This is a genomic window from Vibrio galatheae (genome assembly GCF_000967545.1).
In the GTDB taxonomy this organism is placed as follows: Bacteria; Pseudomonadota; Gammaproteobacteria; order Enterobacterales; family Vibrionaceae; genus Vibrio; species Vibrio galatheae.
Window position 1 is genome coordinate 15,263 of sequence record NZ_JXXV01000004.1, and the last position, 13,600, is coordinate 28,862.

Consider the following 13,600-nt stretch of genomic DNA (forward strand, 5'->3'; position numbering starts at 1 on the left):
TTTAAGTGTACATTTAATGGAGATACGTCTATGTGCACTAAACATCAAGCTTGCCGTTCAAACAAAGTGGCAGTAAACCCTTCCCAAGCACACTCTTGTGCCAATCCAAAAATCTCAACCATCAAAGTGGCTGGGGCCGAAAGTCCTGCGTCGACAGGCTGCAGCTCTGACAATTGCATTAGTGGTACCGATCCATCAGATGAAGAGGGTGAGCCCAGTTCGCCTACTCGTTATAGCCACAGTTGGAAAATTGAAGGGATGGATTGCCCATCCTGCGCAAAAAAAATCGAAACCGCGGTTAATCGGATTGATGGTGTCGTTGATGCTAAGGTGGTTTTTGCTACCGAAAAGCTGATGATAACCACCAACAGTGACCACATCGGCCAAATTGTCGAGCAAACCATTGTCGATACTGGTTTCAAATTCATCAGTGCTCGTTCAAATACCTCACCACCAGCCTCTAATGGTTGGAAGTTGGTGCTGCAACAGAATGTTCAAATTATTGCTATAGCGTTGGCTATGGCAGTCGCGGCGTTAATCAAACCTGTCTCACCGCAAATCAGTGAGTGGATTTTTGCTGTTACTTGTTTAGCGGGCTTGTTGCCGATTGCTAAAAAAGCGATCACGCTTGCTCGGTCAGGGACGCCGTTTGCCATAGAAACATTAATGAGTGTCGCCGCACTAGGAGCACTATATTTAGGGGAAACCGTTGAAGCCGCGATGGTGCTACTGCTGTTTCTGATTGGTGAACGATTGGAAGCGTTTGCTGCATCACGAGCGCGAAGTGGGGTGCAGGCTTTAATGGCGTTGGTGCCTGAAAACGCCATCAAAATTGTCGATGGTCAACGTGTTCAAGTGTCTGCCAGCGAGCTTAAGCCGGGTGATGTTATCGAAGCGTCGCCGGGAGCGCGATTGCCTGCAGATGGCCAACTTTTAGATAAAATGGCGAGCTTTGATGAGAGTGCTTTGACTGGTGAGTCGATTCCTGTCGAACGTGTTCAAAATGACTCAGTGATTGCCGGTGCGGTGGTTGTTGATAAGGTGGTGCGGATAACGATTACCTCAAAACAAGGTGAAAACGCGATAGATCGGATTCTCCATATGATCGAACAAGCGGAATCTCGCAAAGCCCCCTTAGAGCGCTTTCTCGACAAATTCAGCCGTTGGTACACGCCAATCATGATGTTGGTGTCGTTATTGGTGATTATCACGCCACCACTTCTATTTGCTCAGCCGTGGGAGACTTGGGTCTATCGTGGATTGGCCCTACTTTTAATTGCTTGTCCTTGCGCTCTGGTTATTTCTACTCCGGCTGCGATTACCTCAGGACTTGCCGCTGCCGCACGCAGAGGTGCATTGATCAAAGGCGGTGCAGCGTTAGAGCAGTTAGGCAAGGTGGATACCATCGCATTTGATAAAACAGGCACTTTGACCAAAGGCAAACCGCAAGTCACAGATGTCATTGCTTTATCGGGTTGGAGCGAGAGCCTCTTATTGGGAAAAATGGCGGCGATTGAACTTGGCTCTAGTCACCCTTTGGCCGAATCTTTGCTCTACAAAGCCAAACAATCTGGCATTGAAATTGTTGAAGCGCAAGATAAGCAGGCTCTGGTCGGCATCGGAGTGCGTGGTGTCGTGGCTGGTGTTGAATATCAGGTCTGTGCACCGAGTAAAGCGCCAGTTGTGCTCTCCGCCGCGCTAATTGAGCAGATAGAACAGCTCGAAGGCGAAGGAAAAACCGTGGTGATTGCGATTGAAGCACAGCGAACCGTTATTGGTATTGTTGCGTGGCAAGATACATTGCGTGACGATTCATCTCAGGCTGTAAAAGCACTTACATCGCTAGGGATTCGCTCAATCATGCTGACAGGGGATAACCCACGCAGCGCACTTGCCATCAGCTCAATGATCGGCATCGACTATAAAGCGGGCTTACTTCCCCAAGATAAAGTCAGTTATGTCGAACAGCTTTCGCAAACTGGTCACGTCGCTATGGTTGGAGATGGTATTAATGATGCACCAGCGATGAAAGCGTCGAGTATCGGTATTGCGATGGGTGGAGGTACGGATGTCGCCTTAGAAACCGCCGACGCAGCGATTACTCACAATCGACTTATTGAGTTAGCTGGCATGATTGAGCTATCTCGTGCCACTCTGGCGAATATTCGCCAAAACATCGCATTAGCCTTAGGGTTAAAAGGCGTATTCTTGGTGACAAGTTTATTGGGAGTGACTGGGCTGTGGGTGGCCGTGTTAGCCGACAGTGGCGCAACGGCAATTGTTACCCTGAATGCACTGAGGCTACTCAAGTTTGAGCCAAAAAAAGAGTGATATTTGTGGTTCCATATATTGATGTTGGGGCTATTATTTATGCAACTAATGTATCTTGATTGCTTTTTATGTGATTAGAATCTAATTTAAGTGCAAGTTTTAATTTTGTTGCTAACAATGTTGTGATTGATATCACTATAAGCTAATGAGAAGTTGGTTAGAGTATATCTTGTACCCGATAAATTTATAGAGCGTATAGGTCAATGTCTCGACCCAACTGCGCCACAATAAGGAGCCCCCTATGTCTCAAGCTGTATTCCATCTTGGTGTTACTGAATCTGATCTAGCTGGCGCGACACTCGCGATTATTCCTGGTGACCCAGCTCGTGTTCAAAAAATTGCCGAAGAGATGGAGAACCCTGTTTTCCTTGCAAGCCATCGTGAATACACGCTTTACCGTGCAGAACTTGATGGCAAACCTGTTGTCGTTTGTTCAACAGGTATTGGTGGTCCTTCAACCTCTATCGCCGTTGAAGAACTTGCACAGCTTGGTGTACGTACTTTCTTACGTGTTGGTACGACAGGCGCGATTCAACCGCACGTAAATGTGGGAGATATGATTGTATCGACTGGCTCTGTGCGTTTAGACGGCGCGAGCCTGCATTTTGCGCCAATGGAATTCCCAGCTGTGGCAGATTTTGAAGTGGCAACAGCAATGAAAGCGGCAGTAGAAGAGTCTGGAGCAACTGTCCACATGGGGGTTACCGCATCAAGTGATACCTTCTACCCAGGACAAGAGCGTTACGACACATTCTCTGGTCGAGTAGTAAAACGCTTCCAGGGTTCAATGAAAGAGTGGCAAGAGATGGGTGTTCTCAACTTCGAAATGGAGTCTGCGACCCTATTAACTATGTGTGCCAGCTCTGGCCTTAAAGCAGGCTGTGTCGCTGGGGTAATTATCAACCGCACGCAAAAAGAGATCCCAGATCACTCGACACTGAAAGAGACAGAAGCTCGTTCAATTAAAGTGGTGGTTGAAGCTGCGCGTAAAATGCTGTAGCACGTTATAGAGAGTGAATCTTAAGCCTCACATGGACATGTGAGGCTTTTTTATTGCGGTTTATTCGGAGTGCTATGTCAGCCGATTAATCTTTCTTGAGCGATGTTTTGATGGTTAATCAAAACGGTTTGGGCACGCTTGAAGAAGTTAAAGTCTGTTGCGGTCGCACTGGTGTAGGCGCCCATCATACGTCCAACCACTAAGTCACCGTTGTTTAATTTAGGCAACATAATGTTTTCGGCGATGACGTCAATGCTGTCGCAGGTTGGACCAGCTAAAACGCTAGGTAACCACTCTCCCTCTTTATTGAGGGTGGTTAGTGGGTATTTTGCATCATCGAACATCAAGCCACTGAAAGAGCCATAGATACCATCGTCGAGGTAGTACCAAATCTGTCCATCACGCTCGGCTTGTCCCATCACTGACGCCACACTTGTCATTGCCTCTGCAACGATAAAACGACCCGGTTCAGCAATCACTTGAACGGTTTCAGGTAACTGGCTCAATGCTTGATTGATCGGCTGGCAAAATAGCTCGATCGGCATTACCTGTGAGTTGTAGCTAACAGGGAAGCCACCACCAATATCAAGGGTACTCAAGGCTGGCAGATTGCGCTCAACGACCTGTTGCATTACATCGCGGCAAGTCTCAATTGCATCAACATACTTCTGTGGGTTCATTGTCTGAGAACCAACATGGAACGATAGCCCCTTAATATGGATGTTCCAAGTTTTCGCTTGAGCAATCAGTTCAAGTGCCTGTTGTGGTGAACAACCGAACTTTTTCGACAGGTCAGCAAAGGCCTCTGAGTTACGAAAACTCAGGCGAACCAGTAGCTCAACTTCATCCCGATAAGCAATAAACTTTTCCAGTTCATTGATGTTATCAACTACGAATACTTTGCAGCCATAGGCTAATGCATCGCGAATATCACGGTCGCGCTTAATTGGGTGGGTGTGAATGGTACGTTCAGCAGGTACGCCTTGCTCTGCGACTAGCTCTACTTCACCACTGGTTGCCAAGTCAAAGCTCGCACCTTCTGCCAAAAGTGTTTGTACTACGGCTGGGTGTGGTAACGGCTTGAGCGCAAAATGAAGTGTTACGTTCGGCAGTGCACGACTCAAAGCTTGATACTGTTGGCGAATAACATCGCAGTCGAGCAGTAGCAGCGGCGCGCCAAATTGGTCAACCGAGGTTTGGATAAGTTGTGACTCTTGTGCGGATAGTGCGCTAGAAGAGTATGATTGAAAATCAAGTACAGAGTGAGCAATAGCCATGGCCAATCTCCAACAAATTTAAGGCACGTTTTATCGCATAGGGGTAAAACGTGGAGCGTCAAAAAATGCGCAATGCGCAGTCAAAGTCACTCTTGGATAGTTGCTCTATCGCCTTGCCACAAAACTGCTGTGATGTACTCGGATTGGCTATCATCAAGAAGCGGGATGATAGTAAAAGCATCAATCTCTGCAATCAATAGTTAAGTAGGTAAAAGGAAGTGAAAAATTTTTGTCGTCACGATAGGTGATTTTTGTCTGGTGCTGATGGCTAGATTAGCAGGGAAAATAAGGGCTAACACCTGTGATGTTAGCCCTTTATGGTTAGCCAAATGCTATCTTAGGTAACGGCTGGTAAAGACTCTCCGTCATATCCGACAACATCTGGTCATAGACTTGCGAAATGATGAGAGAGATATCGGTTGTTAACTGGTACAGCTCTTCACTTGTCCATTGGATCTCTTGGCTAGCATTAATTTCAGTCAGGGCGTGCATCGCCTTGGAGCTGGTTGGAGAGGCGACCGAGAGCGGGCTAATCAAAGACAACTGATTGAGTTTACGTCTGGTTTTGTCGCAATAGTACTTCACTCTCAGCATGCCTTCTGGATAGTGCAGATCTTGAATAGAGATCCTGAGCTGAGTGAGCACTTCCATGCTATCTAGCACTTGTTGCCAATTCATATGGTATTCATCACTGACGTCTTCACGCCCCGACTCAATTAGCCAAGCAATCGCAATCTCATCCATTAAAAACATACAGTGGCGAATGGTTTTTCCATGCACGACTTGATTGCGAGCAACCGTTCTTTGATCCCACTCTTTGTGCAGCTTTTTCAGCTTTAGTTGCAAAATACGATACATAGGTTTGTTCTCGAACTGCGCGTTGGCAATCAGTTCATTTGAACGTTCCATCATGATGTCATAGCTCTCTTCGAGCTTGTTGTGGTGAAGATTAGCTTGTTGGCTGATCAATGCTTGATGAGTGAGCGCACGGTGTTGACGACAAAGCAAAAGTATCTGGCGCAGCAGCACCAAGATTTCAAACTTTCTCTCTAAACCCGTATGACGCTTTTTGGAGAAATAAAATAGTGTCGATAGTACGACAAACGAAATGATCAATGAAAAGAGCACAAACATAACCAACTCCTTGTTATGGATTACCTATAAAGTGGTAGAGCAGGTTTGGTGCCAAAAATAATTTATATAAATTTCAATTGGTTATGTATTTTAACTCTCAGTGATGTGAACCTATTTGGTGCACAAAGCACTGAAAGTGTGAGTTTGATAACAAATTCTCTGAGAGCGTTACTGATCCAGTGTTGTACCTCTGTAGGGTAATAAGGACATAAACTGCGAAGCATCAAGGCCATGTCTGCTTAGATCTGCGCCGGTTTCTTTTGCGGAGGCTCGTAAGTTTTCTGTCACGTTGACATAATTATTTAAACAACGGCTAAGTTGACGTAGTGAAGAAAACAGCTTGGTAACTCGTTGTTCAAGCTGATCTTTAGTCAATAATGGTCTATCTGGATATGCTTGATAATCCAGATCTTGTAAAAAGTATCCATACTGCGCTATACCATTTACGCTATAGCCGCCGATAGTTTCTTTGGTTGGCTGTGAAACTCCTAAGTTTTTTGATACCAAATAGTTATTGATGTGGTTTAATGTCGCCTCGATATCTTGGTCCGCTTTTTCGTCTATCAGGCGGTTGACTATCTGTATCACATGCATAGAGATAGTTGGAGAGTCGTAGTATTCAAAAACGTTTGTGTCACGTGAAGTGGCATTTCTCATCGCCCAGCGCTGGTAACCATTGGAGCCATATTGTTCAAAGTTCTGGATAATCTGCTTTTTATCTTCGGTAAATTTCGCGCATATTGCTTGCTGCCCAGAAACCATCTCCATTATGTCGGTAATGTTTTTTAAGATGATTTTGGCCTCATTGTATGCGGCACAACTATAGGCCAGTTGCTCTGAAGTAAGCTCAGTGTGGGTATCTACATTGGCGTTTATACACTTCTGAGTTTTTTCCTGATAGCGTTCTAGTGGCGTACTCGTAAACTCTAATACTGTATGAGTGGCGCTTGTCGTTGCAATTAATAGTGCTAAGTTCTCGGAGTAATTCTTGGTTAAGTCTTGCTCGGCATTGCTTTGAAATGAGGTAGTGATGAGAGTTAAGCTTAAAACAATTCCCTTGAGTGGAATTAGCGATAGAAGCTGTTTCAAATTTGAAATGTTAATCGATTGGCGCAATGCCGAGATGTAAGAGTCCATATAAAATTCAACAGTAGTTGGGTAATTGTGTGATATGTCAATAGTAAGTGATGGAAGGCCTTAAAGCTATAACACTAGACAATACATTGTGGTGGTTTGAGTACTGCTTATTGATTGGAAATAAAAAACCCTGCAGATTAGAGCAGGGCTTTCGAGTACAGCGGTAAAGCTTACATCACTCGCATACCTGGCTGAGCGCCTTCGTGCGGCTCAAGAATCCATAGCTCGCTGCCACCAGGGCCAGCAGCTAGGATCATGCCTTCCGACATACCAAATTTCATCTTACGAGGTTTTAGGTTAGCTACCATGACAGTTAGCTTGCCTTCCAAGTCTTCTGGTTTGTACGCCGACTTAATGCCTGAGAATACCTGACGTGTTTCACCGCCGATATCAAGCTGGAATTTAAGCAGTTTGTTGGCTTTTGGCACTTCTTCACAAGAGATGATACGTGCGATACGCATATCCACTGCGGCGAACGCATCGAACTCAATCTCGTCTGCGATTGGATCTTTGTCTAGCTCAGTTTGGCTTGCTTGGTTCTTGGCGGCTTCTGCTGCTTCTTTGGCGGCAACTTCAGCCGCTGCGTCTTCTTTAGACGCTTCAACCATAGCTTCAACTTTCTTAGGATCGATGCGGTTGAATAGCGCTTTGAACTTAGTGATTTCGTGACCGGTTAGTGGTGCGGCGATACCTTCCCAAGTGAGTTCTTCGTTTAAGAACGCTTCAGTACGTGCCGCAAGCTCTGGCATCACTGGTTTGAGGTAAGTAATGAGCACGCGGAATAGGTTGATACCCACAGAGCAGATGTCTTGCAGCTCTTGGTCTTTACCTTCTTCTTTGGCGACAACCCAAGGTGCTTTTTCATCAACGTATTGGTTTGCCTTGTCTGCTAGTGCAGTGATTTCGCGGATTGCACGACCAAATTCACGCGTTTCATACAGCTCTGCGATGCGATCTGCAGCTGCAATGAATTCGTTGTATAGCTCAGGCTCAGCGAAGTTAGCCGATAGCTTACCTTCGAAGCGCTTAGAGATGAAACCAGCGTTACGAGAAGCTAGGTTGACAATCTTGTTAACGACGTCGGCGTTTACTCGTTGAGTGAAGTCTTCAAGGTTAAGGTCTAGGTCATCAATACGGCTGTTTAGCTTGGCAGCGTAGTAGTAGCGCAGACATTCAGGATCTAGGTGGTCAAGGTAGGTCGCCGCCTTAATGAAGGTGCCCTTAGACTTAGACATTTTCGCGCCGTTTACGGTTACGTAGCCGTGGACAAATACGTTGTCTGGCTTACGGAACCCCGCGCCTTCTAGCATTGCAGGCCAGAATAGCGAGTGGAAGTAGACAATATCTTTACCGATGAAGTGGTAGAGTTCAGTCGTGCTGTCTTTTTTCCAGTATTCGTCAAAATCTAGGTCGTCACGCTTGCCACATAAGTTTTTAAATGAACCCATGTAGCCGATCGGCGCGTCAAGCCAAACGTAGAAGAATTTGTCTTTCTCACCTGGGATCTCAAAACCAAAGTAAGGTGCATCGCGCGAGATATCCCATTGTTGCAGACCAGACTCAAACCACTCTTGCATCTTGTTGGCTGTTTCAGCTTGCAGTGAGCCAGAGCGAGTCCATTCTTTCAACATGCTTTCAAACTGAGGCAAGTCAAAGAAGAAGTGCTCAGAATCTTTCATTACTGGGGTTGCGCCAGAAACCGCCGATTTAGGATTGATCAGTTCAGTTGGGCTGTATGTCTCACCACAGTTGTCACAGTTGTCGCCGTATTGGTCTTCCGACTTACACTTAGGACAAGTTCCTTTGACGAAACGATCAGGTAAGAACATCTCTTTTTCAGGGTCGAACAACTGGGAAATTGTACGGCTAGAGATAAAGCCGTTTTTCTTCAGCTCAAGATAGATATGAGAAGCCAGCTCACGGTTCTCTTCTGAATGTGTGCTGTGGTAGTTGTCAAAGCTAATATCGAAACCAGCGAAGTCTTTTTGGTGCTCTTCACTGACTGCAGCGATCATCTCTTCTGGTGTAATTCCCATCTGCTGTGCTTTTAGCATGATTGGTGTGCCGTGAGCATCGTCAGCACAGATGAAGTTTACAGTGTTGCCACGCAGGCGTTGGTAGCGAACCCAGATGTCAGCTTGAATGTGCTCAAGCATATGACCTAGGTGAATCGAACCGTTAGCGTACGGAAGGGCACAAGTGACCAAAAGTTTTCTTGGATTAGTCGCCATACTTAATATTCGCTTCTCAGGTGTATAAAAAAATAGAGACTAATACTACCTTATCCCACCAGTGACTCCAAGGTGTGAACGAGTCGATTACCTTAGTTTTTTCGGGGTTCAGTATACCTTAGGGGAGTGTTACGATTAGATGCGTAAGGAGGACCTATGCGTCAATTCACTTCAAAGCAAGATTTCTGTGATTGGTTGAACCAATTTGAACATCCAAGCCTAGCCCCAGACTGGGCATCTTCAGCGAACATAGTTTCTGTTGAAGCTAGCTTGTTTAAAATTGAAATTCCTTTTGCAGCCAATAGGTTGAATCAGGCGTTATCCGATTGGATTAAGGCCGCTCAGGACAAAGGAGAAGTAGCGACTTTTTCTTATCAAATAGACATCGCAACGAAAGCTTTGCAAACCCACGTTTCGACAAGTGTCACTGGTGTAAAAAACGTTATCGCGGTGACATCTGCCAAAGGCGGCGTGGGTAAATCGACAACATCGGTCAATTTGGCGTTGGCGTTGGCACAGTCTGGTGCGAAAGTAGGGCTACTAGATGCTGATATTTACGGTCCTTCCGTTCCGCTTATGCTTGGGCAAACTGATGCTCAACCCGAAGTACGTGACAATAAATGGATGCAACCGATCAAAGCGCATGGGATTTACACCCATTCAATCGGCTATCTAGTTTCTAAAGATGAAGCGGCTATTTGGCGTGGGCCTATGGCAGCAAAAGCGCTTGCCCAGTTGCTTAACGAAACCGAGTGGCCAGAGCTTGATTACTTGGTAGTCGATATGCCTCCGGGTACTGGCGATATTCAGTTAACGTTAGCGCAGCAAGTACCAGTGACTGGCGCTGTGATTGTCACCACACCACAAGATTTGGCGTTGGCCGATGCACGTAAAGGTGCAGCCATGTTTAACAAGGTTGATGTTCCTGTGGTGGGGGTTGTTGAGAATATGAGTTACCACATTTGTAGTCACTGTGGTGAGAAAGAACATATCTTTGGCGCTGGTGGTGCAGAGAAAATGTCGAGTGAATACGGCCTCGACCTATTGGCTCAGATTCCATTGCATATTCAAATGCGGGAAGACATCGACAATGGCAAGCCGACCGTTGCCGCAAGACCCGAATCGCAACATGCACAGCAATACCTCGCTTTGGCGGAGGCGGTGAGTTCAAGACTCTACTGGCGAGGTAAGGTCAAACCCGATTCAATCCAGTTTACCATGGTCAATTAAGCATCGTGTTTCATTTGATTTAGAGCGCTTAAATGGCGCTCTTTTCTATTCTTATTTAGCGTAATCGATTGCGTTGAAATCATTTATTCCATTTAAGTCGATCTCGACAATAGCGACTAGCCACCAAGGGGCGAACTCCCTATAATCAGGCGGTTTATCTAAATTTATACTAATGCACAGAGCTCAACTTGAGGGGCACTGCTAGTATTAGCATATGACACCAATCTAAATCATCGGGTGCAAGAATAATGTCTGATAATAATCAATGCGTCATCGTAGGTATTGCTGGCGCGTCTGCTTCTGGAAAAAGTTTAATCGCGAGCACTATTTACAATGAACTTCGTGAAAAAGTGGGCGATCATCAAATTGGTGTGATTACGGAAGATTGCTACTACAACGATCAAAGCCATCTCAGCATGGAAGAGCGTGTAAAAACCAACTATGACCACCCAAGCGCACTAGACCATGATCTATTGTGCGATCATCTAGAGCAACTGGTTAAGGGACAAGCCGTAGAAGTACCTGAGTACAGTTATACCGAGCATACTCGTACTGAAAATACGACAACGCTAACGCCTAAGAAAGTCATTATTCTGGAAGGTATCCTGCTTCTGACTGACCCACGTCTGCGTGATCTAATGCATGCGACGGTATTTATGGATACGCCACTGGATATCTGCCTACTGCGCCGTGTAAAACGCGATGTAGAAGAGCGCGGTCGTACAATGGAGTCGGTGCTTAAGCAATATCAGAAAACGGTTCGCCCGATGTTTATGCAGTTTATTGAACCATCAAAGCAGTATGCAGACATTATTGTGCCTCGCGGTGGTAAAAACCGTATCGCAATTGACGTATTAAAAGCACACATTGCAAAACTTTTGAAATCTTAACGTTGAAACGCGCTTAAGGCTTTATTTTTTATGAGATAAGTGGCACTTTTAGTGCCACTTTCTTTTTATGGTCGCCCTAAAAAATTTACCTGATCATTTATACTTGGAGTTAACCCTGTTATTTGGGTGACTCGCCAAGCAAGGATAATGCTGATGAAGAAACTGCTCCTAATCGTGGCAATCCCAGTGGTTGCTGTTCTCGGTGCGTTGATCGCACTGGTTACTTTAGTTAACCCTAACCAATTTAAGCCATTGATCGTAGAACAAGCGAAAACCCATACCGGGCTCGATCTTGTGATTGAAGGTGATATCAGTTGGCAATTCTTTCCTTCGATTGGCTTTGAATTAGGCCAAACCGAATTACGCAACCCCCAAGGTTTTGAGCAGCTTAATATGTTTAAAGTCGATTCGGTGGGGATCGATGTTTCAGTGATGCCATTGTTTAGCCAACAGCTAGAAATTGGCAACGTGACGCTTGATGGCGCGGCATTCTCGCTTGAAACCTTGCAAGATGGCACGAAAAACATTGATGCGTTAACCAAAGCGCAAACAGCCCAAGCGGATGCAACCTCAACAGGTGAGAAGCCAGAGTCGGCGACACAACCAAAAACAGAGGCTGTGACTACGTCTGAGGACAGTGGCTCGGCTTGGACAATCAATCTTGCAGGGGTCACTATCTCGAATGCCTCGGTTGAAATTCAAGATAAACAAGCGGGCGCCTTTACCAAGCTCTATGATGTGTCCTTGAATCTCTCTGAGTTTGCCGTGGATACATGGACAAAAGCAGACTTTGCCGCAAAAGGCGAAAGCAACCAACAAAAGTTCACAGCAAAAGGTGAAGCCGAATTTAAATTGGCACAAGGCTTTACCCACTATGCACTACGCAATATTAACCTTGATGCGACCTTTAATGATCCGGCCACCAAAATCGACAGTGCCAAAATTAGCTTAGCCACGTTTGAGTTTAATAAAGCCAACGCGTTAACTTATGCCGTGCTAGGTAATGCGGCTGGGTTAGATCTCGATATGAAAGGTTCAGCATCGCTTCAGGTTGATGAGGCGATCAGCAAAGTGCTAATGAATCAGTTAGTGTTAGATGCAACATTTAAAGGTACATCATTGCCTCAGTCGCCGATGAAGGTAGACATGGCCTCTGATCTCTCCTTTGATCTGACCAAAAATCACTTAAGCTTTGTGCTTGAAAAGCTGACGGCAAACGCATTGGCTTTCGACGGTAAGGCTGACGTTACTTTAGGTGATATTCCTAAGGTGCGTTTTGCACTGCACAGTCCAAATATCGACCTAGATGAATTTTTAGGTGTTGAGCAATCGACGGCAAGTGATACAGCACCAACTTCTACACCGAGCGAAACCAAACCGCAAAAGCCATCTCAGACATCACCAAAGAAACCTGCAGAGGAAGTTGAACCTGACCTTTCCGCATTGAAAACCTTGGATGTCAAAGGTGATATCGCGATTGATAAGTTTAAAGCCAGCAATGCCAAGATGCAGAATGTCAAAGCGAGTTTCTCGGTCAACCGTGGTATTGCAGAACTCACCTCCTTTACTTCGAATCTCTACCAAGGATCGATCAGCGCTACAGCGCGCTTAGATGCGCGCAAAACACCAGCAAGCTATACCGCTGTAAAACATATCAAAGGGGTAAAAGTTCAGCCGCTACTTATTGATGTAGCGAGCAACGATAAGTTGGAAGGAACGGGTAACATTGATGTCGATATCAAAGGCAGCAGCCTAACACCTACGGGTATTCAGAAAAACCTAGTCGGTGCGGTGGTGATAAATTTTGCCGATGGTGCGGTTAACGGTATTAACGTCGCACAACTCATTCGTGAAAATTACGCCAAAATCAAAGGCGAAAAAGTGGCGGGTAGCAATGAAGTTCAGAAAACCGACTTTAGTGCGATGAAAGCAACCCTTAAATTGAATAAAGGCAACGTCTCAACCAATGATTTGCAAATGCAATCACCGCTACTACGCATTCGTGGTAACGGCAGTGCGAATTACATCAATGAGACCGTCGATTTTACTGTCAGCACGTCGATTGTCGGTTCTCTGCAAGGGCAGGGAGGTAAAGATATTGATGAACTGAAAGATGTCACCATTCCTATCAATATTTCTGGCGCTTGGGCTGAACCTAAATTCAAATTGGTCTTCGATGACGTGCTAAAACAGAAAGCGCAAAAAGAGATTGATCGTGGCGTTGAGAAACTAACGGACAAAATCAAAGACGAAGATACCAAGAAAGCGGTAGACGGATTATTGAAAGGCTTATTTAATTAATGTTGCTACTGTGAATAAACCCAAAAACGCGCCGAATGAGGCGCGTTTTTTCTTTGTGACTTAGCGGTT

Annotated in this window: 9 protein-coding genes; 5 read left to right on the top strand and 4 right to left on the bottom strand. The window is 45.5% G+C overall.

All coding sequences use genetic code 11. From position 1 onward, the window contains the following. Nucleotides 1–30: 30 nt before the first annotated feature. On the top strand, nucleotides 31–2,331 hold the full coding sequence (locus TW81_RS00755; RefSeq protein WP_045953818.1) for a zinc/cadmium/mercury/lead-transporting ATPase: 2,301 nt from the start codon (nucleotides 31–33) through the stop codon (nucleotides 2,329–2,331). Between the two features lie 241 nt (nucleotides 2,332–2,572). Then, a complete protein-coding gene (gene udp, locus TW81_RS00760) occupies nucleotides 2,573–3,331 on the top strand; it encodes a uridine phosphorylase (RefSeq protein WP_045953819.1) in 759 nt (252 codons plus the stop codon). A gap of 77 nt (nucleotides 3,332–3,408) precedes the next feature. Here udp and TW81_RS00765 read toward each other — a convergent pair whose 3' ends face one another. The 4 genes from TW81_RS00765 to metG form a co-directional block, all read right to left on the bottom strand. Beyond that, complete coding sequence (locus tag TW81_RS00765) at nucleotides 3,409–4,608, bottom strand: type III PLP-dependent enzyme (RefSeq protein WP_045953820.1); 1,200 nt, start codon at nucleotides 4,606–4,608, stop codon at nucleotides 3,409–3,411. 321 nt (nucleotides 4,609–4,929) lie between these two features. Further along, nucleotides 4,930–5,742, bottom strand: a complete 813-nt coding sequence (locus TW81_RS00770) for a hypothetical protein (RefSeq protein WP_045953821.1) — start codon at nucleotides 5,740–5,742, stop codon at nucleotides 4,930–4,932. Between the two features lie 168 nt (nucleotides 5,743–5,910). Then, a complete protein-coding gene (locus tag TW81_RS00775; RefSeq protein ID WP_045953822.1) occupies nucleotides 5,911–6,879 on the bottom strand; it encodes a hypothetical protein in 969 nt (322 codons plus the stop codon). 170 nt (nucleotides 6,880–7,049) lie between these two features. Next, entirely contained in the window at nucleotides 7,050–9,110 is a 2,061-nt protein-coding gene (metG, locus tag TW81_RS00780; protein WP_045953823.1) for a methionine--tRNA ligase, read from the bottom strand. 156 nt (nucleotides 9,111–9,266) lie between these two features. Here metG and apbC point away from each other — a divergent pair, with 156 nt between their 5' ends. The 3 genes from apbC to TW81_RS00795 all read left to right on the top strand — a co-directional run bounded on the left by apbC (nucleotide 9,267) and on the right by TW81_RS00795 (nucleotide 13,531). Continuing rightward, the gene (gene apbC, locus TW81_RS00785; protein ID WP_045953824.1) at nucleotides 9,267–10,340 is read left to right on the top strand and encodes an iron-sulfur cluster carrier protein ApbC; all 1,074 of its coding nucleotides are present in this window, start codon (nucleotides 9,267–9,269) and stop codon (nucleotides 10,338–10,340) included. 248 nt (nucleotides 10,341–10,588) lie between these two features. Beyond that, the gene (udk, locus tag TW81_RS00790) at nucleotides 10,589–11,230 is read left to right on the top strand and encodes a uridine kinase (protein WP_045953825.1); all 642 of its coding nucleotides are present in this window, start codon (nucleotides 10,589–10,591) and stop codon (nucleotides 11,228–11,230) included. 153 nt (nucleotides 11,231–11,383) lie between these two features. Continuing rightward, entirely contained in the window at nucleotides 11,384–13,531 is a 2,148-nt protein-coding gene (locus TW81_RS00795; RefSeq protein ID WP_045953826.1) for an AsmA family protein, read from the top strand. The last annotated feature ends 69 nt before the right edge of the window (nucleotides 13,532–13,600 follow it).